The sequence below is a fragment of the Oxobacter pfennigii genome (assembly GCF_001317355.1).
Taxonomy (GTDB): Bacteria; Bacillota; Clostridia; order Clostridiales; family Oxobacteraceae; genus Oxobacter; species Oxobacter pfennigii.
Window position 1 is genome coordinate 54,068 of the sequence record NZ_LKET01000021.1, and the last position, 25,163, is coordinate 79,230.

Consider the following 25,163-nt stretch of genomic DNA (forward strand, 5'->3'; position numbering starts at 1 on the left):
TCAAACTGCAAAGCTCGTGTTCGAAATGAGAAGCCTATTATATACGCTTACATATCTCCAAAAGAAATGCCTATGCTGCGGGCTACGGCAACCAGCTTGCTGTTTGGATCCACCAGCTTGTGCCTACCCATGACTTCTTCTAAGGATACATGGGTTATTTCATCGCCTTGAAGGGACACCATGGTACCGAATTTTCCTTGGTTAATCAGGTTGACGGCTTCCACCCCATACCTTGTAGATAAAATCCTATCGTAAGGAGAGGTGTTTCCGCCTCTTTGAACGTGGCCTAAAACCGTGGTCCTTATTTCATGCTCACTTATAAGCTTCTCCAAATCAAGTGCCAGCTTGTGGCCTATGCCGCCTAATCTAATGGGGTCGGGGCTGTCTTCCACGATTTTTTGTACCACCACGTCACCGCCCTTTGGTTTTGCACCTTCCGCTACAACTATGATGCTGAATTTTTTCCCCAAGCGCTGTCGCATTTCTACTTTATCCACAATCTTGTTGATATCATAGGGGATTTCAGGGATTAATATAACATCTGCTGAGCCTGCAATGCCCGATTCCAATGCAATCCATCCGGCCCCTCTGCCCATGACTTCAAGTATCATTATCCTGTGATGAGATTCGGCTGTGGTATGCAGTCTGTCCAGAGCTTCTGTGGCCACACCTAATGCCGAGTTAAAGCCAAAGGTCTGTTCAGTGCCCATTAGATCTTTATCAATAGTTTTAGGTACACCTACCACATATACTCCTTTTCTGGCAAACTCCAGTGCGCTTGCTAAAGTACCATCACCGCCTATTACTATCAAGGCATCCACATTTTCTTTTTTAAGGTTCTCAACTGCGATGTCCGAAACATCCTTCTTAACGGTTTTGCCATTTTCTATTATGGGAAAGTTAAAGAGGTTGTCTTTGTTGGAGGAGAAAAGTATGGTGCCTCCCCTGTGGAGTATGCCCGATACCGTCTCCAAGGCAAGGGATATGTAATCATTTTCATATAAGCCTCTGTATCCGAAGGTGTAGCCAATTACCTCATAACCATACTGCAATATGGCTGTCCTTGTAGCGGCACGGATAACGGCATTCAAGCCCTGACAGTCTCCGCCCCCTGTCAGCAAAGCGATTTTCTTAATTTTAACCATCGTTATATTCCCCTATCTTTTTACAATTTTTATGTCAATACAGTATAGTATGCTCTTTTTATAATAAAAAGGGCATCTAAATATATCATTTAAGCGCCCTTTTTATTGATTATTCCCTGTGCGAATTCCTTTTCAATATAGAAAGTTTCTTCAGGATTTTCATAGCTCTGGGGTTCCTTTACAGATATCAGAAATTTATCCCTGCTTATATTTTCGCCACATATATAGAAGCTGCCCAAATGCCCAAAGTCCACATAATCCCCGGCTTCAATAATACTGAAATCGAAACCTGCATTCTGCATGGCACTTTCCGCTGCCTCTTCTGCTGAACGAAATTCATGAATACTTCCCTTGTCAAATAAAAAAACATAGTAGTTTTCAGGTTGTACATAATGGCCCTTTATTATAGCCGCTTCAAGATAGTAAGATGTCAAAAGCAAATCTTCGCCCAACAATATTTTTACGTTTTTAAAAGGATCTGATTGTCCTCGGTTTTTTAATTCATCAATAATTTGCTGTTTGTTCATAAAGACCCTCATTTTCTTTTCTTTTATGCAGGGCAAAGTCACAGCTTTGCAAACATTATGTTTATAAAATAAGAAAATAGTACCATTATTTATATATTATAGTAAAAAAATTGACAGAATGCTACAAAATATTTTAGTATGTTGAGTTAAACGGTGTGACTATATTGGTATATTTATCGTAAGCATCTCGCATTAGAGGTTCAACCCTTGGGTCAACAGGAGGATAAGACTTTTTGAATTCATCAAAGGAGCCCAGATATTTGGTTTTAAATTCCGGATAGAGGTGAGAGTATTTAACGATGGAATCTTCTTTTTTAGCAGTGGTAACAAGCTCTCCTGCATTGCCATACTCGGAGTTATCAAGTATATATTCCATTGTGGCAACATAGTTTTCTGGATTTATATCATTTATTGTGAGGGTGCTCTTGTCAAACTTCCACATGAAGTTTCCGCCGGGAGCCAATATGTCTATAAGCTCTTTTGCCTTATCGATGCACTGCTGTTTGGTTCCGTTTTTCATAAGTGTGATGGGATAGAAACCGCTCAAGACCATTTTCTTGCCCAACCTGTCCTTGAATTTCTGAGGGTCACCGTATTCCATCTGAAGCCTTGTTCCCTGAGGAAGCTCTTCAAGATAATCGATGTAACGGGTCCAGTCATGCTCGGCGAATATGGTCATTGCCTGGCCACGTTCTGCACATATATGGCAGATCTTTAAGAAGGTAGGCCAGTAAAATTTTTCAAAGTCCTTTTTATTTAAAAAGGTAGCCATATGAGTCATGATGAGGTTGCTTCCAAGTATTGATGTGGCAGGGTTTTTAGCTCTCCATATAAGATAAGGCATCATTGCTTCCAATGCTTCTAAGACCTTTTCGGGGTAGCGTTTAATATCCAGCGGTACTTTGGTAAAGCCACGGCAAAAATCCGCCAGAAAATCAAAAGGTACGGGCTGTGTCATTACGGTACCGGGTGGAGTGGTAAAGAAGCCGTATTTTTCTACCAGCATGTCATTAACTTCAGCAAATACCTTTTGTTGATTCATTACAGCCAGCATGTATTTGGCGAAGGTTACACTTCTTGTTATCGGGTCGGTGTCAAAGCCGGGATTTAGTCTTGGAAGGATCTTTTCTACCATGAATTCAAAGGGGTGCTTAATAAATTCATCGTATTCATCGGCTTCAAAGCCTGAGGTCTCGGGGTGCTGAATCATACCGCTTTTACTCATCACGTTTACCTTTGACTGCTGAAACATCATGGCTATGGGATTTCTGGCAAAGGCAGCTGAAAAGGTATCACCGCGTAAAAGCTCCATGCCCTTTTCCAGTATTTCTTTTAAGTCTTCCGGGTTATAGGAATACTGAGTGGTCATTAAATCCTTGCCGGAGTATTGAATGAGGCACTCTAAGCCTAAACCGTCCTGAACGGGGAATCTTTCGGGAATTACGCCCGAATAGGTATCGGTATAAATTTTGGTACGAAACTCTTTTAATTCTTTGGCGTTCATAAATGAACCTCCTTTTTACCTTAAAAATTATTTTGGTTTGTTAATCTACTGCTCCTTGCTTTCTGGCATTTATTTCTTCTGTCATTTCCTTCACTTTTGCTTCTGTCAGATGGAAGCCTAAAAGAAGTACGGCACCTGTAAATAATAAGCCTATTGCAGGCAACAGTGCCAGAACATTTATAAGTCCTGCCTTTAATGCCGGAGTGGGAGTCATTTTAGCCACAAATCCTATAGATGCTAACGCAACTGACATAACAATTCCGCGGGTCAAGCTTCCGATTTTCAAAGGCAGGTTCATAAGCCCCATAATAAAACCTGCTGTATTCTGCCCTGTCTTCCACTCACCATAGACAATTGTGTCGCTGTATAGGGCAACCAAGGTCGAGGTTAAGACACCTATGAAGAATTGTCCGAAGAAGAAAGCTAATATAAACATATATGTCTGTAAGCCTAAAAGCTTTGCAACTACAAGAAAAGCGCCGGCTGCAAATGCGGATATGATGGTAGTTGTGCGGGTATTGAATTTTTTATTCAATGTTGGAGTTGCCAGGGAGCCTAAAACTGCAGATATGGATGTTACCAGCATGAAGAAGGGCATGAGAGCCATGTTTTCTGCCACATAGGTGAAATAATATGCGACGGATGCGGATACGACAAAGGTAGCCATATATCTTCCGTAGTCAGCGATCATCAAGAATATCAACGGCGGGTTCTGGAATAAATTCCTCAGTATGTCGCCTATTGATGCTTTTTCCTTTTTCTTTACAGCGGTTTTGGTTGTTTCTGCAGGTACATCCTTGGAAGGGAGCTCTTCATATCCTTCTGTCATTCTGAAATGAATGAAGTATCCTCCCCACATACACATTGCCATAAGTGTCTGAAGAATGGTGTAACCCAAGACAGGACTTCCCGTAACAGATCCGAAGAATATAGCCAGAGGGGTACCGATGTAAGAGAAGAATACTCTTGATAGATTTGTCCAAAATCCTCTCCTGGATGATAAAAGTACCTTTTCCTGGGGGGTGCTTGCCAGCAAAGGGATGAGCGCAACGTTAGCCACCCAGGGGGTATTAAAGAGGGGCCTGGCGACAATTGCAGATACAATCATAATTATGGCAGCAACATTATCCGGACCTATTTTGGAATATTGCAAGGCCATAAGTACAACTACAATAGGCGGGGTAACAATGAGCCAGGATCGCAGTTTACCCCATTTCATTGGTTTTACAGCATCTATGATTGCGCCGTAAACAGGAGAGAAAATGGCATCGAAAGTGCTGGGTATGGTGACAATAAGGGCCACCATTGCAAGATTAAAACCTGCAATATCAGTTAAAAAGTAAGTTTGTAAATACATACCTACACTGACCATCAGGGAAAAACCCAAATCTCCCACACCATAAAAGGTCTTTAAGGCATTACTTAAGGGTTTTTTCATAAATTCACCTCCAATTTGATACTAATATATATGTATACATAATTCCTGATATTCATTGGAGACAGGGTGAGCATAAGGGAAAATTAACGAGAGTACATGATTTACTGACAAGATAAACGAATTTTACGGGAATAATATATTTACCCGGTGGCTTTTATACAAAAATGAGTATATTATATATGTATAATAGGTATTACTGATGAGATTTTGTTGAGGAGTTGATACGATGGATCTTAATAGCTGGCTTAATAGTGAGGTTCCCAATATTTCAAAGGTTATTGAACAAACCAACAAGGATTATTTTTTTAAGGATAAGACCATAGGATTTGCCGGGAAACAAAGCGTTACAAAGGTTATATATCACTTAAGATGTGCGCTTTTCCCCGGAGTTTATGAAAAGCATCCCATTGATGAGACCAGGGCTGATATATATATAGGAAACAATATCCGCACTGCGGCTGTGGAATTAAGCGGCTTGATAGAAAAAGCCCTTATGAATAATTGCAATGTTAAGGATTCTAAAGAAGACAACTGCTCTATCTGCAGAAGCCAGGCTGACGAGATTACGGTAAAACTCATGAGCAAGCTTCCTGAGATAAGAAATATTTTAAATACAGACATTCATGCAGCATATGACGGAGACCCAGCGGCTCACTCTACTGAGGAGATACTTTTAAGCTATCCTTCAATAGAAGCCATCAGCATATACAGGATAGCCCATGTCCTTTATGATTTGAGCGTTCCTTTAGTCCCCAGGATTATGAGTGAATATGCTCATCAATTAACAGGTATAGATATTCATCCGGGAGCAAGAATAGGGGAGTATTTTTTCATAGACCATGGTACGGGGGTAGTTGTAGGTGAGACCTGTACAATAGGAAATTATGTAAAGATATATCAGGGCGTAACGCTGGGTGCAAAGAGCTTCCCTTTAGATGAAGACGGAAACCCCATAAAGGGTATAAAAAGGCATCCGGATATTGAGGACAATGTGGTTATATATGCCGGTGCCACCATATTAGGCGGGGATACGGTTATAGGTCATGATTCTACCATCGGCGGAAACGTTTGGCTTACTCATTCTGTGCCTCCTTATTCAACGGTGTATAACAACCAGCCCTCCCTTTTGATAAAACAAGAGCAAAATAATATATAGTTTGTATGGATAATTTTTTTCATAGAGTTTATAAAATTGTAGCAAAAATTCCCAAGGGAAAGGTCGCAACTTATGGGCAAATAGCGTCAATACTTGGGCATCCTAAGGGAGCCAGGACTGTCGGGTGGGCTATGCAAAGCGCTCCATCACATTTGAATTTGCCTTGCCACCGTGTGGTAAACAGGCTGGGTGAGATGGCGCCGGAGCATATATTTGGTGATAAGAGGTATCAGCAAGCCCTCCTTGAGATAGAGGGAGTTACTTTTAAGGAAGACGGATGCATTGACATGAAGAAGCATCAGTGGATAATGGATGATGAGGAATTTCTTTAAGGTGCCTTATCATATAAAACTATAATTAACCGAAACCCTAATGCAGGCATACAATGTATTATAATTCTTTTGAAGGAGAGTTTAATACATTGTATTATCGTTTTGCCGGTTTTGAAACTGAAGATAAAGATGATTATGCAGCATCTGCATGTGCATATTGCCAGTATGGCTACAGGATATTGCCACCGTTTCCCTTTGGAGGATTGTTTCCCGGAGGCGTCAATTTCCCAAATTTTCCTGGTGGTACAGGAGGGCCTGGTTCTTTTGGGCCGCCCCAGGGACCTCCGCCGTCAAAGGAGCCCGCAAAATCAAAAGATAGCCCCGGTCTCCTTGCAGTTTCTCCGGGAACATTAAGGCCTTGCCTTTTCAGGCATGTATACATCTGGCAGGATAACAGGAGGTCATACTGGGCATGGCTTGTTTACGTTGATAACAGATCTGCAGCCGGCTTTAGATGGAACGGAAGACGATGGGTATATTTTGGAATAGACTTAAAAGACATTGATAGTTTCGAATGCTATTAAAAATAAGCAGATGGGGCTGAAAAAGTCAGGCTTTTTCAGCCCCATCTGCTTATTTTTGTTAAACACCTAATAATATCATAAGAAATTTGATATTATAGATATGAGGTTATTAATTAATGAAGGAATATGGGTGATGAAATGGATGAAAGAAGAAAAAAAATACTAAGAGAGACGGTAATCTATAATATCATAACTGGTTTATGTATAATATTAATATCGGTTAAAATGGTAATGCCTAAGTATCCAACTATTGGCTGGATGCTTAATATAGGAGGCATTATATTTGCAATATATGCTTTGGTAAGATACTTTACAAAAATGCAGCAATCCAGTTAGATCTTGAATAAGCCAGCGTAAAAATAAACAAAGCGGGAAAAATTCCCGCTTGTTAACTTTATAATATATTATTCAGTAAATTCTTCGATGCTGCCGCCTAACATTGCAAAATCCTTATAGAAGGAAGGATAGGATTTGTTGATGGCGTTGCTTCCTCTGATGATGACAGGTTCGGTGCATCTTATGGATGCAACGGACATTGCCATGGCAATGCGGTGGTCGTTCCAGCTCTCTACCACGCCGCCTTTTAATTTCTCCTTGCCTTTTATAATGAGGCCGTCATCTTTTTCGGTTACATCGGCTCCCAATTTTTTGAGCTCTGTAGCCGTTGATTTAAGCCTGTCGGATTCCTTTATGCGCAATCTGCCGGCATTTATTATATCCGTTGTTCCTTCGCTTACGGAAGCAAGAACGGATATAATGGGCACCAGATCGGGAATCTGGGATGCGTCTATTGTAATACCCCTGGTTCTTGAGGCATTTGTGACTATCCGGCTGCGTTTAATATGAAGGCTTCCGCCCATATCGCTTATAATGTCTAAAATCTTTCTGTCACCCTGAAGTGATGTTATATTAAGTCCTCTGCAGCCTATCTCATCCCCTAAAATTCCGGCTACCAGCCAAAAAGCAGCCTGGGAGTAATCGCTTTCAGTGGTGTAATCTGCTGCCACATATTTTTGACCGCCTTTTATATAAAATTCCTGATTGTTGTTGTTTCCTATTTTAACAGAGAATTTCTTTAAAATATCTATGGTTAAATCCACATAGCCTTTAGACTCCAAATTGGTGGTAACTATAATTCTCGAATCTCCCTCCAAAAGAGGCAGGGCAAACATGAGTCCCGTTAAGAACTGGGAGCTTATATTTCCTTCAATTTCATAGTCTCCAGCCGTGAGAATACCGTTTACAGACAAAGGAAGTCCATCATTATATGTATAGGGTATTTTCTGATCCTGAAATATTTTAAGATATGGATCTAAGGGGCGCTTTCTCAAGCCTTCTTTTCCTGTAAAAGTAATCTTTTCAGCTGTAGATAAGGCTACCGGAATTAAAAATCTTAAAGTAGAGGCGGATTCACCGCAGTCAATTTCGTTTTTTATACAGTTGAGGAGATTATTACCCTTTATTGTAATACTGTCTTTGTTCTTTTGAACTTCTACTCCAAGGTCCCTCATAGCGTTACATGTCGCATTTATATCGTTGGAAAAAACCACATTACTTATAGTACTTGTTCCATTAGCGAGGCCTGCGGCAATAATAGCCCTGTGACAGAGGCTTTTTGACGGGGGTACATTTATATTTCCAAAAAGATTCAGCGGTGTTATCTTTACGCAATTCATAGTAAAACCTCCCTTTTCCGTTGGTTAGATTATACCAAACGGCACATAAAAGTCAATATTATAGCAAGAATATAGAATTGTCAGTAAAATTGAAGAACCTATTGCAGTTTATATATATATGTTACAATAGTATATTATTATATACATTTCATACAATATTTTAGAGCCCGATAAAACTGTTGCATTGGAGGACAATAAATGAAAATAGAACCAATTAATAAGAAACTAAAGCTTTATGGATTCAATAACCTTACAAAGACCCTGAGTTTTAATTTATATGATATATGTTATGCGGTGAATCAAGAGCACCGGCAGGAATATATAGAATACATAGATGAAGAGTACAATGCCGACAGGCTTGTTAAAATATTGCACGACGTAGCTAAAATAATCGGTGCTAATGTATTGAATGTTGCCAACCAGGATTATGACCCTCAAGGCGCAAGTGTAACAATGCTGGTGGCAGAAAACCAGGTTATTGGAGAAGAACCGGTAAAGGAAATGACAGGAGAATCCCCGGGGCCGTCCTCGGAAGCAATAGTAGGGCATCTTGATAAAAGCCATATAACCGTGCATACATATCCTGAAAGCCATCCTGACAGGGGTGTATCTACCTTCAGGGCGGATATAGACGTGTCCACCTGCGGGCACATTTCTCCTCTTAAGGCTTTAAATTACTTAATTACAAGCTTTGAGCCGGACATAGCCATAATAGACTACAGGGTGAGAGGCTTTACCAGGGATATCGGGGGAAGGAAGTATTTTATTGACCATAAAATAAACTCCATTCAAAACTTCATGACAGGCAATACAAGGGATATATATCAGATGATAGATGTAAATGTATATCAGGAAAACATATTTCAGACAAAAATGCTTTTAAAAGAATTTGATTTAGATCATTATTTATTCGGAACGGCTAAAAAGGAACTAAAATCCAATGAAAGAAAGAAGATAAAGCAGGCCATAAAAAAGGAAATGCTGGAAATATACTATGGTAAGAATATAGCTACCTTTAAAGGGTGATAAAAATTGTTTGCTGTTGATAAATAAATCCCATAATAGTAAAATTATAGTGATATCAGCATCTTATAAAAACAGGGGGTTATAAAAAATGAGTGTTGAAAAAAGGATTACCGACGTATCCGAAAAGTATGCACTGATGTGTAAAAAAGCCAATGAGCACATGAAAGTAAGAATAAACCCTAACAACCTTGTATATGCAAAACTGAAAGAATCAGATGATGAGATTACGGTACATATCGTAACCGAGGAAAACCAAAATTCCTTTGTCGACCCTATAAGGGTATTTTCTCAAAGAGAAATTGAAAGGCTGGTTTTTGAACCCGATAAAACCACGGTGCAAAATTTTCTTGATTTGTCTTCTTGGGTGGAAGGAATAAAAGAAAAAGAGTATTTATTTATTGATTCTATGGAAAAGCTCATGCTGTGTTATCTCATGGATAAGGTGTATTTCCGAATGTGGGACGGCAGTGCCTGGATAAGTAAGTAGATTTTAGATTAGAGGGCGGTATTAACCGCCCCTTTTATATTGTATAATAGATTTCAGCGTATGCTTTTAAAAGGGGGACATAATTTTGTGGATTATATCAGTGAGTTTGATTATGGGAATCATAATTGGTTTATCAAAGCTTTTACCGGAAAAAATTATTAAAAACAATTCTAAATTTCAGCAGGCAGGGGTTGTGCTTCTCATCTTTTCCATGGGTGCATCCATAGGTGCCGACAAAGAACTTCTGAAAAGCTTAAGCGCCATTGGCCTTAAGGCTTTTGTATTTGCTTTTTTAGCCTGTCTTTTGAGTACTTCGGCTTTATTTTTTCTAAGCAAAAAATTCATAAGGGGAGCGGAAAAGGAATGACATATGTAATTTTAATTGCACTTATATCAGGCATTTTTGCAGGGACTTTGATTCCAGAAGGACTTATATCAAATTTAAGCCAGGTTTCCTCCTTCGCACTAAATTTGCTTATATTATCCGTGGGTATAGATTTAGGCTGCAATAAGGCGATATTTATAAAGCTTAAAAATATGGGACTTAAAATACTTCTGGTGCCGGCATCAATTGTTCTGGGGAGCTTAACTGGCGGGATTATTACAGGATTGATATTTAAGATGCCTCTAAGCTTAAGTATGGCAATTTCAGCTGGTTTTGGCTGGTACAGCTTGTCCGGAGTATTGCTGTCAAATATAGCTGGAGTTGAGGCGGGAGCCATAGCATTTTTAACCAATGTATTAAGAGAGCTCATTGCGGTTATAGCCATACCCATAATAGCCGGGAAATTGAATTATATAACCTCCATAGGGCCGGCAGGAGCCACTTCCATGGATTCTACCCTGCCCATAATATCAAAATCCACCGGCGAAGAAACGGCAATGATAGCCTTTATAAACGGGGCAGTGCTTTCAGCAATGGTACCTATAATTGTGCCTGTTTTATATGGACTAAAGTTTTAAATATAAAAAATGAGAGGGTGTCCTCTCATTTATACTTTGCTGAATTCAGATTTTGGAGCACCGCATATTGGGCATACCCAGGTATCGGGAAGACTGTCAAAGTCTGTCCCCGGAAGCACGCCGTTATCGGGATCGCCTGATTTTGGGTCATAAACATAGCCGCAAATATCGCATACGTATTTAACGTCAGCAGCGGGATCTTCTGATTTTACTTCAGTATTTTCAGTTTTAGATTCCATTTTTGGTTCTGCACCCCCTTTTAATTTATGGTAATAAGCATAGGTCATGGGCCCACCAGTGCTTAAAACGTCTGCATTTACTATTTTTCCTATAAAAATAGTATGGGTATAAACATCCAGTGTTTTTTCTACTTCAGCTTCAAAATAGGCACTGGAGTTTTCTAAAATTATGGGTATTCCTGTTTCGCCAATCTTTACGGATACGCCTGAAAGCTTATCTGTATCCCTCCCGGATTTAAAGCCAAAGCGGCCTATAAAATCCAAAGGTGTGGTTTGCGTTAACACAGATAAGCTGAAAATATTGGTTTTCAAAATATGCTCATGGGTAAGATTTTGCTTGTTAATACTTATGGCAATGGTTTGAGGCTCGCTTGATATTTGAAAGGCTGTGTTTGCAATCTGCCCGTTCAGCTTTTCTCCGTATTTTGAACCTACTATATATAGACCATAGCTCATATTGAAAAACGCTTTTTTATTGATCATGGTACTTTTCCGGATATTGTTTGCAAGGATTATCCGATCCTCCGTTTCTATGTTTGATATATATATTATACATATTATAAGGCAGCATCTTAAAGCTTATTCTTCAAAATGCTGCCTAATTTTTAGTTATTTTTTTCTGAAGGTATTATTACTTCGCCTTTGTCTGTTAATGTATTCATATCCGATGCCTTAATCTTTTGCTGAGACAGTGTATATAATGTATCGTTTATATAAAGAATCCTTTGAACATAATCCATTCCGTCTTTATAGTACATGGCCGCTTTCTTATATGCAGTATCATCCATGTGAGTTATTTTGCCCTTTAAGGTAAAGCCTTTTTCAAGGTCTATATTATAAACATAAGCTCCCTGGAATTTGAAGGTTCCGTATTCTGGATGATTATATTTTTTATTCACCGCATCCTGTCCTTTTTCAAGCTCATATACCGATACCGGGAAGGCCAAGAGATTCTTCTCCTTGGAGAATAACAGGGCTTTGTGGTTGTATAAAAGCTCAGAATCAGTTCCTCTGTCGCCTATCATGGTGGAGAATTTCTCCTTAGGATTGGTTACATCGGTTATATCAAAAATGGCGATTTTCATTCCGAGATAGAATGCCGTTTCACTTATGGTGTTGCCTTTTTCATTCTTCTGGGGCAGAACTATGGTGTCCTTTCCGAAGCCTATTATATGGTTTTCATCATATGGATGCAGATAATCGCTGTAGCCGGGTATTTTCAATGCGCCTAAAATCTCGGGGTTTTCAGGGTCCTTAAAGTCCACAACAAACAATGGGTCTACTTTTTCAAAGGTAACCAGGTATCCTCTGTCGCCCATGAATCTCGCGGAATAAATTCTTTCACCGGGTGCTATATCCTCAATCTTTCCTACCGGTTTCATGGAGCTGTCAAGAACGTATATATTATTTTTCGAAACACTCGCTCCCTGATTGGATACATCATTTGAAGTTGTGGCTATTCTGAAATAGCCTTTGTGTTCGTCCATGGAGAACTGGTTTATTATGGTGCCGGGAACCTCTCCTTTTGAAGTAAAAGCCACCTTTCTATCATTCAATGCAAATTTATATACAAGGGTATTCTGCTTATAGATTGGGCGGTATATCATAATCCTGTTGCTTGCAGCATCATTTATCAGCGGCTCTTCATATTCGTATTTTGTTACCGCAGCATACAAATTTTCATTGGATACATATATGTTTTGTCCAGCGCCTAAATAAGTTTCTACCTTTATCTCTTCATTATCTGCAATATCCATTGAGCCAACTATCATATAGTTGCTGCTCTCTATATCCGGGAAATATCTTATTTCATCATAATCTATGATCTTAGTTTCAGGTGATACCGCCGTGTCCTTGTAAGAAGGAGTAATGTACTCAATTCCCTGCTCTAAAAGATAAAAGTCTATATATTTATTTGAAACTATATACAGCCTGGAGCCTATTTTTCTGGAGGATAAATAATCCCCTTCAATTTCCGCCTGGCGAACTTCTTTAATATTATTTTTATCACTTATGTCATAAACAATTGCTCTTACCATGCTCTTGCCGTAATAATAAGGCATTATTCTTTTATCAATTCTGCTGTCTTGGGGAATGTCATATTTAACGTCTGAGTGGGTGGTGCCGATAACGGTAAGATAATTGTCATCTACGTAAATTTCTCTGGGATAAAAATTTTTATCGTCAAAATTCAACGTGGCTGTTATTTTCATATCCGAGGAGGGATAGGCAGAAGCAATTACAATTCTTCTGTTGTTGACCTGGTAAATGTATTTGCCGTCTGTCTTAACTATGTCAGCTTCATCAACGCCTTCAACCTGGATATTAGTCGCGGAATAATCGCCGGAATAAGCTGCAGAGCTGTCTGTTGCACCGGCGGCTCTGACGGATTCTGCTTCGGACGTAGAGACGCCATTCATGGCAGCGCTTTTTTGTATGCTTACAAAGTTATCGCTATAATAGATATTGGAGCTATTGGAATTTGACACAAGCCTTTTAAGGTTTTCAAAGGTTCCAACCACCGGAAGAACTTCTTCAATATCTGGGGCAGGCGTCACAGTTACATCTTCTTTGTTTGATATCGCCTTGTTCGACTCATCTTGCGCATTTGCAAAATTCATTACCGGTATGGAAATCAATAAAACCAAAGTTGTAAATAAAACAATTATAGCAATTGTATGTTTTTTCATATTATCTGACCTCCCGTATATATTGGTAATAAGACGGGAATGTGATAAGTTGTGTTCCCAAATTTGTATAATAATGCTATGGGAAAGGATAAGCTTTGTTATGAATAAATATTTTATACTTTTTTCGCCGGCCCATATTTCAGCTATGATAGCTATAGCCTTGATATGTTTAATTTTTTATCTATTAAGGGATAAAATAAAACGTGGAAGTAAAAGAGATGCATTGAGAATTGCAATTGCAGTCATCCTTTTATTGCAGGAGGCTTCCTTTCAAATTTGGACTGTAAGTATAGATGCGTGGTCTGTCAAGTGGACACTGCCCTTAGAGCTGTGCAGCATATCCGCAATACTTTGCGCTGTAATGCTCTTAACTAAAAGCTATAAAATATATGAAATAGTATATTTCACAGGAATAGGCGGAGCAATTCAAGCCATATTCACACCCGAAATAGGAATGTATACGTATCCCCACTTCAGATATTTTCAATTTTTCACAGCCCACGGAGCAATAATTCTGGCCTGCCTCTTTATGACCTTTGTTGAAAACTATAAGCCTGCAGCCAAATCCATAATTAAAACCTTTATATATTTAAATATCTATGCCATAATTATCGGTATTTTTAATAAACTCACAGGCTCTAATTATATGTTTTTATGTGCAAAGCCTGAGGCTTCATCCATAATGGACTATTTAGGCCCCTGGCCGTTTTATATAATATCTCTGGAGGCGGTTGCTTTTATTATATTTGTACTTTTATATGTACCATTTGTTATAGGGGGAGGTAACAGTAAAGGAAGGTATTTTGATATGTAATGTATTTTTCATAAATGTTTCAGTTCACCTTATTGTATCATCGTTTTTTCTTTTCTTTATTGAAATAATAATTGAAGCATTTAATAGTTTTCTTGCTTGATAAAAATTTTATTAAAAAGATTACATATCCAATTCCTGAAGCAAATAAAATTAAAATTGCTATTTTGCCTATTAACTTTTGTTCCTGAAAAGTACCCGGAAACATTCGGGTTAATGTAAACAAGGCGACAAGCCACACTATACTTAGTGAAAAACTCCCGTAAACTTTATAAGTTTGTTTCCTATACTCTTTTTCATTCATCTGATGCCACCCCAAGGTATATAAAATGCGGACATATTTATAAAGTTACCTAATGGATTGTGAAAATCACAGTCAAACTGGCTGAAACAGGATTTTTATAGCCTTCCTTTCCATGTATTATTTGAAAATCTTTAAGATGAAAATCATGGAACCTATGTTCTTTCATATAAACGTTTAAAATTTTTTTGGGCAGTCTATGTTTGATATTTTCAAATATTTCCGGGTACTCTTTTGAGCCTTTACTCCATTGCAAATGTGATTTTTCTCTCTCCTTTGCCAAATCACTGTTTATTCGGTTCCATAATTCATATGTAAGATATCTCATATGTCCTACTCTTTAAGTGAATTTCATTATAAGGTTATTATATGAGAAAATTAAGATAATATGGGACTAATGAATTCAAATGATATCATTTGAATTCATTTTGCATAAAATTTGCTATGCAAATTTATGCTATATTTGATCAAATATGCTAAACTATTAATATCGTATACTTGAAGCAAAGGGAGGAAGGCAAATGGGAACGCTGAATAAAAAAATAGGATTTATAGGCGGCGGCCAAATGGGAGAGGCTATTATTAAAGGCTTGATAAGCGCGGGCCTTTTTATGGGCGATGATATATATGTAAATGTGGCTACGGATAAAAGAATTCAATATATGACTGAAAAATACGGAGTCAAGGTTATTAAGGTTACCGAGGGTAAGGGTTATGATATTATTGTGGATGAGTGCGATATAATAGTTCTGGCAGTAAAACCTCAGGTATTAAAAGGTGTTTTGGAGGCAATAAAAGACCTCCCCTTAAGAGAGGAGCATCTCATTATATCAATTGTGGGAGGAGTAAAGACTTCTGCAATAGAAAAATACGCTGATAAAACCCCTGTAATAAGGGTAATGCCAAACACCCCTATGCTTGTAAATGCCGGCGCATCGGGAATTGCTCTTGGAAGCAGGGCTAAAGAAAAAGACGGAGAGCTTGCCCTTACAATATTTAAGGCCTTGGGAATTGCTTATCTTGTGCCGGAACATTTAATAGACCCATTGACTTCGGTCAGCGGCTGCGGCCCGGCCTATGCATACCTTATGATAGAGGCTATGACAGACGGCGGAGTGGAAATGGGATTAACAAGAGATATGGCTACAACTCTGGCAGCCCAGACTTTGATGGGAGCGGCAAAAATGGTTTTAGAAACAAAAGAGCATCCTGGGAAATTGAAGGATAATGTATGCTCACCCGGCGGTTCAACCATTGCAGGCGTTCATGCATTGGAGAGAGGCGGCTTCAGGGGCATAGTTATGAATGCCGTTGAAGCAGGAAAGATACGCATGGAGGAAGTAGGCAAAAAGGCGGAATAAATGTATTACCATAAAAATTTTGGAGGGACATTATGAAAGATATAAGAATTGAAAAAATGGCAAAGGTTTTAGTCAACTATTCGATGAAGATAAATAAGGGTAACTTATTTTTAATAGATGGAAAATACATGAGCATGCCTCTTATAAAAGAGGTCTATCTGGAAGCTTTAAAGGTGGGAGCTAATCCCATGGTAAGAATAGCACCTGAAGGAATAGAAGAGGTATTTTATAAAAGTGCTTGTGAAGAGCAGCTTAATTTTGCAAATCCCATAAGCCTTTATGAAGCAGAAAAAATAGATGCACTGCTCAGCATATGGGGGGAATATAACACAAGGGAAAAGACCGGTATAAATCCTGAGCTTATGAAAAGGAGAAGGAAGGCAAGGGAAAAGGAAATCAATGTGTTAAACGACAGGATAGATAAAGGTGAGATTAAATGGTGCGGCACCCAGTTTCCAACTTATGCCGATGCCCAGGAGGCCAGCATGTCCCTAGATGAATATGAGGATTTTGTTTTCGGTGCCTGCATGTTGAATTATGATGACCCCACAGCCCAATGGAAAAAGATTAAGGAAAGCCAGGATAAAATCATTAAATGGCTGTCAGGTAAAAGTGAGTTTCATGTTAAGGCAGAGGATACCGATTTAAGGCTTAGAACAGATAAAAGAAGATGGGTTAACTGCTGCGGCCAACAGAATTTTCCCGACGGGGAGGTATTTTCAAGCCCGGTGGAGCACTCAATCAACGGTCATATAAGGTTTTCCTTCCCGGGAATATACAACGGCAGAGAGATAGAGGACATACGCCTTACATTTAAAGACGGCAAAGTTGTGGATGCCTCGGCAAAGGTGGGCCAGGATTTGCTTTTGGCCTTATTAGACACTGATGAAGGCTCAAGGTACGTCGGCGAATTTGCCATAGGCACAAATTATGAAATAAAAAGATTTACAAAAAACATGCTCTTTGATGAAAAGATAGGTGGAACAATCCACCTTGCAATAGGAAGAGGCTTTGAGGAATCCGACAGCAAAAACAATTCTTTAATTCACTGGGATATGCTTTGTGATATGAGAAAAGGCGGGGAAGTTTATGCTGACGGAGAGTTGTTTTATAAGGATGGCAAACTATTGATATAAAGGACTTAAGATAAGCGAGGTGCAAAAATTGAAGAAAATCGAGAAGGTATCCTTAATCGGCTTAGGCGCCATAGGGGCGTCATATGCCGCCAAAATAAGCGATATGGACAAAGATTGTATAAAAATTATCGCTGATAAGGATAGAATAGAAAGATATTCACGGGACGGTTTTTATATAAACGATAAATTATATAATTTCAACTACATAGCTCCCGAAGAAAAAACAGCTCCCGCTGATTTGATACTGGTATCTGTTAAATTTCATGACCTGTATGAGACGATAAAAGCCATCAAAAACCATGTGGGTCCTGGGACTACCATAGTTTCTCTTATGAACGGAATATCAAGTGAAGATATAATAGGTTCGGAATACGGAATGGACAGGATGCTTTATGCTATGTGTGTGGCAATTGATGCCGTAAGGGAAGGCAATAAAATACATTATGAAAACTTTGGACAGGTTCACTTTGGAGAAAAGGAAAACAAGGTGTTATCGGAAAAGGCTGAGGCTGTTAAGGATTTGTTTGAAAGAGCAGATATACCTCATGTAGTCCCCGAGAGCATGATACGCACATTATGGTGGAAGTTTATGGTCAATGTAGGCATAAACCAAACCTCTGCGGTATTAAAGGCACCCTATGGAGTGTTCCAGAGGGTTAAGGAAGCCAATGATTTAATGACATCCGCTGCCCGTGAAGTGGTGCTCATTTCTCAAAAGATGGGTATCAATCTCAACGAAAAGGATATCGAAGAATTTGTAAGGGTTATGAATACCTTATCTTCTGATGGTAAAACCTCCATGCTTCAGGACGTTGAAGCAGGGCGTAAAACTGAGGTTGAAATGCTTGCAGGCACAGTGTGCGAGTTGGGCGAAAAATATAATGTGGATACTCCCATCAACCGCACATTGTTCAATATGATACGCACCATAGAAGTTATGAAATAGAAAAAATTACAGGGGTCATTGCTGACCCCTGTAAAAATTTTACCTGTACAAATTACCAAAGGACGATATATACGCTGTTATCGGTTTTCTGAGCTTTTAATACTTCACAATGCCTTAATACGGAAATCTGTCTGTCCAGCTCCAGAGAAGATAAATTAAGCTTTTCACAAAGCTCTTGTTTTGTAGCTTTACCATTTTCCTTTATATAATTATACATTTTCTTTTGAAGTTCTGTAAGGCCGTCAGAGCCTGTGTGGCCGGCTGCCGCTCTGTGTGTTTTTGCAGAGTGTACGGCTGAAACATCACAGGGTTTGGGAGGAGCAATTTTAGCTATATAGCAGTCCTCGCATAAACTTTGACCTAAATAGTTACAGACTTCATCCTCGGGTATAGTCGTATTGCATTTTGAACATCTCATAATTTATCCACCTCCATGTTATTGACCTTTGCAATAATGATAACATATTACCTGACGGTAATAAACATAGAGAACGGTTTGATATGCGCATAAAATATAAAAATGGCTAATTTACTATTTCAACTTATTCCTTATACTTGTCCAATATGAAGGGTTTTCAAGGCCAAGCTTCCAAATGGCGATACCGCCTAACTTTTTATCATTAACGATATCAAGCTTGTACTCAAAACTGTCGTTATTTTCAAACCATACTGTATGATATATGCCGCTTTTATCCGTGAAGCTGAAATAGGGAGAACAGGATATGGGATCCCACTGGATATCCTTGCCGTAGGATGCGGCCATATCTGTTAAGGTTTCTATGCCATAGGCTTTTGTGCCGTTTGATGACCAGACATATCCATAGGCAGCCACCCCTAATAGTATTTTTTGATTTGGTATGACAGTGACGGCATAATCAATTACATTTTTCACCCAATTTATGGAAGCCACAGGTCCCGGCTCTCCGCCGGGATAATGCTCGTCATAAGTCATTATAATCACCCTGTCCGAATACTTTGCAATTTCAGAATAATCATATGCCCATATCCAGGTTTGATATGAAACATCCATGGTTTTTGCGGGCACGTCCACCGTAACGGCAAAGCCCTGGGGTTTTAATGTTTCATAAAGCTCCTTCATAAAGGCTGAAAAATGCTCCCTTGATGATGCATATAAAATCTCAAAATCTATATTTACTCCCGTATATTCGTATTTCTTCAATTCAGAAAGGATATTGCTTATAAGGTTTTGGCGGTTTTGCGGGCTTTCCAAAAGCTCTTTCCCCAGTTTCCCGTCAAATTCATTTGTAATTAATGCATAAGTGTTTATATTCTTACTTTTGGCATAGCTTACCTGGTCTGATGGAATGGTTCCTGCAATTGTAAGATTTCCTTTTGCATCGGTTATATAGGTATATGTGCCGATTTCATCTATTACATCAGAGTTATTGGCCAGGGATTTATATGACGATACATCTTTATCGCCGTACTTGGTGGTAAAGCCCAATACAATCTTATTATCCCCGGCTTTGGCATTCAATACATTTGAATCGCCATAAGCATTTTCAGATGCAAAGGCTCGTACATAATATTTATATGATACTTCAGCATCAAGTCCCGTATCGGTAAAGAAAGGGGTAAAAACAGTACCTATAAGTGAAAAATCGCTGCTGTCCTCATATGCTCTGTATATATTGTATTTCAGGTAATCTTGAGGCGCAGTCCACTTAAGCGTTATCTGGGTATTTGTTGTCTCAGTTGCGGTTAATTCCGGAGCTCCATATATCTTATCATTATTGACGGCATAAATAATATGAGCATTTAAGAGGAACAAAAGCATTATTAATAATATTGCTAATTTCTTACCTATGCTTAACAAATCTCATCCCCATCCTCACGTAAATAAATTCTTTCATATCTATTTAACCACATTTTTAAAAATACTTATAATTGTAATATGTGGAATAAGAAGCTGCAGCATTACGATTGATAGCATAATTTTGGCATAAATGATGCCGTTAGGGGTATGGGGAGGGGAGAAATACTTGATTTCATAATATTAAGTGTTTTAGGATATCATGGAATTGTGGTAAAATATTTGTGGATTGGCTATTTAATTATTTTTAAGTATAAATTAAAAAAAGAGGTACACATTTTATGATTAACTATAAATATGTAAGTGACGCCGCACTCATAATTTTTATAGCATATATTGTAGGGTCTATACCTACAAGCGTTATTGTAGGAAAGCTTTCAAAAGGTATCGATATAAGAAAACATGGCAGCGGTAACGCAGGCGGAACAAATACTTTCAGGGTCATAGGCTGGAAAGCCGGTGTTATTGTGGCTCTATTTGATATATTCAAGGGCTTTGCATCCGTTGTATGGATTTCTAAGATAAACATATTTCACAAGCCCATGGATCACCTTGTAATAATACCCATTCTTGCCGGAGCAGCGGCAATTATCGGTCATTGCTATACGGTTTTTGCAGGTTTTAAAGGAGGCAAAGGTATTGCCACCTCAGCAGGAATACTCATAGGATTATATCATCCGGCAGCAATTTTAATATGCGTCCCGGTATTTGCGATAGTTCTGGTTTCAAGCGGCTATGTTTCATTGAGCTCTCTCGCTGCCAGCGCCGCTTTTCCTTTAACTGTCACCATAATGTATTATATTATTCCGGGCAGCTTTGAGCAGGCGGAAGTCATATTCAGTTTTATAATGGGATTATTTATGTTTTATACTCATAGGAGCAATATTAAAAGGCTTCTTGCAGGCAATGAAAACAGATTTAACAAGGTCAGGATTTTAAAAGGAAATTAAATTGTACATTAACCTAATATACATAGCTCTGAAGCTTTCTTCAGAGTTTTTTAATTGTTATAGGACAGGCATAATTATTTTATATATGGTTAAATTAAAATGAGTCACCCATATAGCGAGCGCGACAACCAGGAGGAAAATGCAGTGAGCAAGGAAGTAATTTCAAACAAGCAGGCCATATCCATAATGGTAATATTTCTATCGGGGACTTCCTCTGCATCCCTTTTTGGAATTACGGCTGGAAAGGATGTATGGATGGCCGTAGTGCTGTCAGTGCTGGCGGCATTGATTACAGGAATCGGTTTTGCAAAAATTCACTTTGATTATCCGGATAAAAATCTCTTTGATGTACTTGAAATTTGCTTTGGAAAAATCGGAGGAAAAATTATAGGCCTGTTATTTACTGCGTACTTCTTTCAGACGGGTATAGATGTTTTATCAAATATTACTTTTTTTATACAGACCGTTACTCTCCCCGAGACTCCAAGACTAGCTACAATATTTTTTATAATGCTTTTGTGCTTATGGGTTGCAAAAGAAGGTACAGAAGTCTTGGGAAGGTGGACAGAATTTTTTATACCATTATACATTACTGCTATTTTTATTGCCGTAATACTTTTGATACCAAAGATGGAGCTGAAAAATATACAGCCTATGCTGTATGATGGAATAAAACCCGTCTTAAGGGGCGCTTTTTACACCTTTTCATTTCCTTTCGGAGAGATAGTGATATTCAGTGCAATTTTTTCAAGCTTTCAATCAAAAAAATTTTCATTCAAAGTTTATATTGTTTCATTATTACTCGGAGGTATTATGGTGCTTATAGTATCATTGACGGACCTTCTGGTACTGGGAGTGGATGTGGCATCGGAGCTGTACTATCCTTCTTATTCTGTAGTCTCAAAAATTGATGTAGGAAATTTTCTGCAAAGAATGGAAATAATCGCTGCGCTGGTGATGATGCTGGGAGGCTTTGTAAAGGTAAGCGTGTACTTAATCGCTATAAGCAAAGGCCTTTCCAAAGTATTCGGCTATAAAAGCTACAGATTTTTAACGACTCCCGCGGCCCTTCTGCTTATATCCACGTCTATATTCTTTCACAAAAGCATACTTGAATACGACGGATGGAACAATGAAACCTGGCCATATTTGGCAATAGTGTTTCAGCTTTTTCTTCCTGCAATACTATTTTTTGCCTGTGAAATTAAAAGAATGATAAGAGTAGACAAAAAATACGGCTTAGGCTAATTTTTTTGAGCGCAGCTTTATTTCTGACGCCGTAAGTAAAATAACCGGCAGTATAACCTGGAAAAGGAATGCGTAGTTAGGCCATACTGCGAGAGCCCAGTGGTACATCTGCTTTATATTATCATATACGAAGAGTGATAGATTAACCATTAACAAGGTTACAGGCAATACTATAAATCGATAATCCTTAAAACCAAATATTTTGGAAAGTCCATTGCATGCCGCCAAGGTACATATGCTTAACTTAATAAAGCCTGCAATTAAAAATGACAGGGACACGATGATTTCAAAGCTTTGAAAGAAGTTAGCCAGGCTGATTTTGCGGGCTGCCAAATAAGTCGGGAAATATGCATTTGAGGTGATGTCAACGCCCAGAACTAAAATGACCGACAATACGATAAATACTCCAAGAATACCGTATATGAGTATACCATAAGTATAAATTTTATATGGAGACTTCTTGGTTTTTAAATGACATAATATCATTGTAAAAACTACTGTTTCGGCATAAGGAAAAGAAAAAAGGCTGAAAGAACCCTTAATAAGCGGGGGCAAACCATCATAAAATATAGGCAATATATTGTTTATATCCATTAGCGGTGTCAGTGACAATAGCGTCAATACCAGAAACAGCAATATCATTGGAGTGAAGAATTCGGTCATTCTTCCTAATAATTCCAGGCCTTCTTTAACTCCCCACATGCAAAGCAGGGATATGCATAAAATCGGAATGACCATGGGAGTGTATCTAAGTCCCACATTTCTGATGAATTCTCCCATATTTCTCAAAACAAGAGCCCCAAGATGAAAAGCAAACCATATATACAATACTGAAATTACCTTGCCGGGAATTATACCTAATACTATATTCATAATATCGAAAATGTCTTTTCCGGGGAATGTGGATAAAAGCCTTGCATATATAAGGGATACAAGAGATGCAATTATTGCCGTAAAGGCCACAGCCAGCCAGACATCTTTTTTAGCATCAAGTCCGGGAACAATTACTATGGCTGTTCCTATCAAAAACATTATCATCAGAGTTATTCCCTGCCTGTCTGATATGGTTTCTTTTTGCACTGATTTTTTCCTCCGATTTAAGTAAAGTTATAGAATATTACTGAAATAAAATGTCAGCTTAAAAAATGCCAATCTTTATAGTAATATACCCCGTGTAAGCAGTGCTTATCCGATATATCCATGGAATATACTCATTAAGATAATTGCATAACTCATCAAGTAAATTTAATAATTCGCCGTAAAGTGCAGATACTATTTAAAAATATATTTTAGGGGAATATGATGGTGAAGATAATTAAGAGAGGTAAGGGCAAAGATGACAAAATAAAGCCTTCGGGAAATGAAGGTGCTGTTAGTTTAAGCAAATCTCTGAAGGAAAATGAAAAATTATTTAAGGAGATATTTGAAGGCGACGAAACCATCAGATACAGATGTTTTGAAACTATGGATGCGTTAAAATGCATGATGATTTTTACCGATGGCATGGTAAATAGCGAGATAATAAATGAAAATATATTAACGCCTGTTATGAACTGTAAAATTTTATCCGATACTGAGGCCCTTAATGCAGTGGATTTCTTAATAGAAAAAGTAATAGCATCCGACGATATCAGAAAGGAGACCGATATAGATGAAATTGTCGGTAATTTGCTCTATGGCGATACAGTGCTTTTAGTTGACGGGCAGGATGTGGGAATTATTATGAACACAAAAGGCTGGAAGACCAGAAGCATAGTGGAGCCTACAGCCGAGCGTACAGTAAAAGGGCCCAGAGACGGCTTTGTCGAGTCTATAATAATAAATACATCCCTTATAAGGCGAAGGGTAAGAAATCCTAAGCTTAAATTTAATTTTATGGAATTGGGAAAAAGTACAAAGACACAGATAAGTGTTTGTTACATAGATGGTATAGCAAATAAACAAATACTCGAAGAACTTTTAAAAAGACTTAAAAAAATTGATATAGACGGTATACTTGCATCAAATTACATTGAGGAATTGATAGCCGATTCCCCTCTTTCTATTTTTAAAACAACAGGTTATTCGGAAAGAGCTGATGTAATAGTAGGCAAAATGCTGGAGGGAAGGATTGCAATTCTTGTGGACGGCACTCCTGTAACCATTACGGTGCCGTATATTTTTATGGAATACTTTCAATCTTATCAGGACTATTATGATAACTACTATCTGGCCTCATTCAACAGGATTATGAGGTATATGGCATTTTTTTTAACAACCAGTATTTCTCCAATATATTTAGCCCTGGTTACATATCACCCGGAGATGATACCCACGCCGCTTTTATTAAGCATAACATCAGCAAGGCAGGGCATACCCTTTCCTACAATAGTTGAAGCACTGGTATTGATATTTATGTTCGAGATACTAAGGGAATCGGGGACCAGGCTTCCCGAACCTGTAGGAAGTGCCGTGAGCATTGTAGGCGCCCTGGTTATAGGTCAGGCAGCAGTGGACGCCAGATTTGTCAGTGCACCAATTACAATCATAGTAGCTATGACGGGTATAACTTCTTTTTTAGTCTTCTCGATGAACACCGCAGTCATAATAATCAGGTTCATATTTATACTGCTTGCAGGATTGCTGGGATTGTACGGATACATATTCGGGGTAATAGGGCTTTTTATAAATCTTATGTCTATGAGATCCTTCGGTGTGCCATATATGATAAATTTAGGTTCTCTTAATATGCAGGATATTAAGGACACCATCATAAGAGCCCCCTGGTGGTATATGTATTACCGTCCTAAAATAATAGGCAGCAGCAATCCTATCAGGATGCCGGACGCTAAACCAAATAAAAACAGTTAGGATGGAAGGAAAATGCTAA

Annotated in this window: 27 protein-coding genes; 15 read left to right on the forward strand and 12 right to left on the reverse strand. The window is 38.5% G+C overall.

Going from position 1 to position 25,163, the window contains the following annotated elements:
* Positions 1 to 47: 47 nt before the first annotated feature.
* The 4 genes from OXPF_RS03355 to OXPF_RS03370 all read right to left on the reverse strand — a co-directional run bounded on the left by OXPF_RS03355 (position 48) and on the right by OXPF_RS03370 (position 4,614).
* On the reverse strand, positions 48 to 1,145 hold the full coding sequence (locus OXPF_RS03355; protein WP_054873792.1) for a 6-phosphofructokinase: 1,098 nt from the start codon (positions 1,143 to 1,145) through the stop codon (positions 48 to 50).
* An 89-nt stretch (positions 1,146 to 1,234) separates the two neighbouring features.
* The gene (locus OXPF_RS03360; protein WP_054873793.1) at positions 1,235 to 1,672 is read right to left on the reverse strand and encodes a hypothetical protein; all 438 of its coding nucleotides are present in this window, start codon (positions 1,670 to 1,672) and stop codon (positions 1,235 to 1,237) included.
* A 133-nt stretch (positions 1,673 to 1,805) separates the two neighbouring features.
* Positions 1,806 to 3,176, reverse strand: coding sequence for a uroporphyrinogen decarboxylase/cobalamine-independent methonine synthase family protein (locus OXPF_RS03365; RefSeq protein ID WP_054873794.1), 1,371 nt, complete (start codon positions 3,174 to 3,176; stop codon positions 1,806 to 1,808).
* Between the two features lie 40 nt (positions 3,177 to 3,216).
* Positions 3,217 to 4,614, reverse strand: coding sequence for an MFS transporter (locus OXPF_RS03370; RefSeq protein WP_054873795.1), 1,398 nt, complete (start codon positions 4,612 to 4,614; stop codon positions 3,217 to 3,219).
* A 226-nt stretch (positions 4,615 to 4,840) separates the two neighbouring features.
* Here OXPF_RS03370 and epsC point away from each other — a divergent pair, with 226 nt between their 5' ends.
* The 4 genes from epsC to OXPF_RS03390 all read left to right on the forward strand — a co-directional run bounded on the left by epsC (position 4,841) and on the right by OXPF_RS03390 (position 6,962).
* Positions 4,841 to 5,770 carry a serine O-acetyltransferase EpsC gene (gene epsC / locus OXPF_RS03375; protein WP_054873796.1) on the forward strand — a complete coding sequence of 310 codons (930 nt, stop codon included), beginning with the start codon at positions 4,841 to 4,843 and terminating at the stop codon, positions 5,768 to 5,770.
* Between the two features lie 5 nt (positions 5,771 to 5,775).
* A complete protein-coding gene (locus OXPF_RS03380) occupies positions 5,776 to 6,102 on the forward strand; it encodes an MGMT family protein (protein WP_054873797.1) in 327 nt (108 codons plus the stop codon).
* Between the two features lie 53 nt (positions 6,103 to 6,155).
* Complete coding sequence (locus OXPF_RS03385; protein ID WP_152967684.1) at positions 6,156 to 6,626, forward strand: hypothetical protein; 471 nt, start codon at positions 6,156 to 6,158, stop codon at positions 6,624 to 6,626.
* A gap of 126 nt (positions 6,627 to 6,752) precedes the next feature.
* On the forward strand, positions 6,753 to 6,962 hold the full coding sequence (locus tag OXPF_RS03390; RefSeq protein ID WP_054873798.1) for a hypothetical protein: 210 nt from the start codon (positions 6,753 to 6,755) through the stop codon (positions 6,960 to 6,962).
* A gap of 68 nt (positions 6,963 to 7,030) precedes the next feature.
* Here OXPF_RS03390 and aroA read toward each other — a convergent pair whose 3' ends face one another.
* Positions 7,031 to 8,302, reverse strand: a complete 1,272-nt coding sequence (gene aroA, locus OXPF_RS03395; RefSeq protein ID WP_054873799.1) for a 3-phosphoshikimate 1-carboxyvinyltransferase — start codon at positions 8,300 to 8,302, stop codon at positions 7,031 to 7,033.
* 198 nt (positions 8,303 to 8,500) lie between these two features.
* Here aroA and speD point away from each other — a divergent pair, with 198 nt between their 5' ends.
* The 4 genes from speD to OXPF_RS03415 all read left to right on the forward strand — a co-directional run bounded on the left by speD (position 8,501) and on the right by OXPF_RS03415 (position 10,778).
* Positions 8,501 to 9,328, forward strand: a complete 828-nt coding sequence (gene speD, locus OXPF_RS03400) for an adenosylmethionine decarboxylase (protein ID WP_054873800.1) — start codon at positions 8,501 to 8,503, stop codon at positions 9,326 to 9,328.
* Between the two features lie 88 nt (positions 9,329 to 9,416).
* Complete coding sequence (locus tag OXPF_RS03405) at positions 9,417 to 9,815, forward strand: hypothetical protein (RefSeq protein WP_054873801.1); 399 nt, start codon at positions 9,417 to 9,419, stop codon at positions 9,813 to 9,815.
* 85 nt (positions 9,816 to 9,900) lie between these two features.
* Positions 9,901 to 10,182, forward strand: a complete 282-nt coding sequence (locus OXPF_RS03410) for a LysO family transporter (RefSeq protein WP_054873802.1) — start codon at positions 9,901 to 9,903, stop codon at positions 10,180 to 10,182.
* The gene (locus OXPF_RS03415; protein ID WP_054873803.1) at positions 10,179 to 10,778 is read left to right on the forward strand and encodes a LysO family transporter; all 600 of its coding nucleotides are present in this window, start codon (positions 10,179 to 10,181) and stop codon (positions 10,776 to 10,778) included. Before OXPF_RS03410 ends, OXPF_RS03415 begins: the two co-directional genes overlap by 4 nt.
* Before the next feature lie 29 nt (positions 10,779 to 10,807).
* On the opposite strand, the gene OXPF_RS03420 is transcribed toward OXPF_RS03415, so the two are convergent.
* Both OXPF_RS03420 and OXPF_RS03425 read right to left on the reverse strand, forming a co-directional pair.
* Complete coding sequence (locus tag OXPF_RS03420; protein WP_242854308.1) at positions 10,808 to 11,473, reverse strand: flavin reductase; 666 nt, start codon at positions 11,471 to 11,473, stop codon at positions 10,808 to 10,810.
* Between the two features lie 149 nt (positions 11,474 to 11,622).
* Entirely contained in the window at positions 11,623 to 13,707 is a 2,085-nt protein-coding gene (locus OXPF_RS03425) for a beta-propeller domain-containing protein (protein ID WP_054873805.1), read from the reverse strand.
* Between the two features lie 100 nt (positions 13,708 to 13,807).
* Between OXPF_RS03425 and OXPF_RS03430 the strand changes: the two genes are divergently transcribed.
* Positions 13,808 to 14,521 (forward strand): YwaF family protein, encoded by a 714-nt coding sequence (locus tag OXPF_RS03430; RefSeq protein WP_054873806.1) that lies wholly within the window; start codon positions 13,808 to 13,810, stop codon positions 14,519 to 14,521.
* A gap of 37 nt (positions 14,522 to 14,558) precedes the next feature.
* Here the strand turns inward: OXPF_RS03430 and OXPF_RS03435 are convergent, their stop codons facing one another.
* Complete coding sequence (locus OXPF_RS03435) at positions 14,559 to 14,822, reverse strand: hypothetical protein (RefSeq protein WP_054873807.1); 264 nt, start codon at positions 14,820 to 14,822, stop codon at positions 14,559 to 14,561.
* A 49-nt stretch (positions 14,823 to 14,871) separates the two neighbouring features.
* On the reverse strand, positions 14,872 to 15,147 hold the full coding sequence (locus OXPF_RS03440; protein ID WP_054873808.1) for a hypothetical protein: 276 nt from the start codon (positions 15,145 to 15,147) through the stop codon (positions 14,872 to 14,874).
* A gap of 193 nt (positions 15,148 to 15,340) precedes the next feature.
* Here OXPF_RS03440 and proC point away from each other — a divergent pair, with 193 nt between their 5' ends.
* The 3 genes from proC to OXPF_RS03455 are packed head-to-tail and all read left to right on the forward strand — an operon-like array spanning position 15,341 to position 18,262.
* Positions 15,341 to 16,180, forward strand: coding sequence for a pyrroline-5-carboxylate reductase (proC, locus tag OXPF_RS03445; protein WP_054873809.1), 840 nt, complete (start codon positions 15,341 to 15,343; stop codon positions 16,178 to 16,180).
* Between the two features lie 32 nt (positions 16,181 to 16,212).
* Positions 16,213 to 17,316, forward strand: a complete 1,104-nt coding sequence (locus OXPF_RS03450) for an aminopeptidase (protein WP_054873810.1) — start codon at positions 16,213 to 16,215, stop codon at positions 17,314 to 17,316.
* A gap of 28 nt (positions 17,317 to 17,344) precedes the next feature.
* Positions 17,345 to 18,262 (forward strand): ketopantoate reductase family protein, encoded by a 918-nt coding sequence (locus OXPF_RS03455; RefSeq protein WP_054873811.1) that lies wholly within the window; start codon positions 17,345 to 17,347, stop codon positions 18,260 to 18,262.
* 52 nt (positions 18,263 to 18,314) lie between these two features.
* Here the strand turns inward: OXPF_RS03455 and OXPF_RS03460 are convergent, their stop codons facing one another.
* A complete protein-coding gene (locus OXPF_RS03460) occupies positions 18,315 to 18,680 on the reverse strand; it encodes a winged helix-turn-helix domain-containing protein (RefSeq protein ID WP_054873812.1) in 366 nt (121 codons plus the stop codon).
* A gap of 114 nt (positions 18,681 to 18,794) precedes the next feature.
* Positions 18,795 to 20,099 carry a glycosyl hydrolase family 18 protein gene (locus OXPF_RS03465; RefSeq protein WP_242854309.1) on the reverse strand — a complete coding sequence of 435 codons (1,305 nt, stop codon included), beginning with the start codon at positions 20,097 to 20,099 and terminating at the stop codon, positions 18,795 to 18,797.
* Positions 20,100 to 20,377: 278 nt separating this feature from the next.
* Here OXPF_RS03465 and plsY point away from each other — a divergent pair, with 278 nt between their 5' ends.
* Positions 20,378 to 21,046 carry a glycerol-3-phosphate 1-O-acyltransferase PlsY gene (plsY, locus tag OXPF_RS03470; RefSeq protein WP_054873813.1) on the forward strand — a complete coding sequence of 223 codons (669 nt, stop codon included), beginning with the start codon at positions 20,378 to 20,380 and terminating at the stop codon, positions 21,044 to 21,046.
* A gap of 144 nt (positions 21,047 to 21,190) precedes the next feature.
* Positions 21,191 to 22,294, forward strand: a complete 1,104-nt coding sequence (locus tag OXPF_RS03475) for a GerAB/ArcD/ProY family transporter (RefSeq protein ID WP_054873814.1) — start codon at positions 21,191 to 21,193, stop codon at positions 22,292 to 22,294.
* Here OXPF_RS03475 and OXPF_RS03480 read toward each other — a convergent pair.
* On the reverse strand, positions 22,286 to 23,374 hold the full coding sequence (locus OXPF_RS03480; RefSeq protein ID WP_054873815.1) for a GerAB/ArcD/ProY family transporter: 1,089 nt from the start codon (positions 23,372 to 23,374) through the stop codon (positions 22,286 to 22,288). The genes OXPF_RS03475 and OXPF_RS03480 overlap by 9 nt on opposite strands.
* Positions 23,375 to 23,599: 225 nt before the next feature.
* On the opposite strand from OXPF_RS03480, the gene OXPF_RS03485 reads away from it, so the two are divergent.
* Positions 23,600 to 25,144 carry a spore germination protein gene (locus tag OXPF_RS03485; protein WP_242854310.1) on the forward strand — a complete coding sequence of 515 codons (1,545 nt, stop codon included), beginning with the start codon at positions 23,600 to 23,602 and terminating at the stop codon, positions 25,142 to 25,144.
* Positions 25,145 to 25,163: the final 19 nt, after the last annotated feature.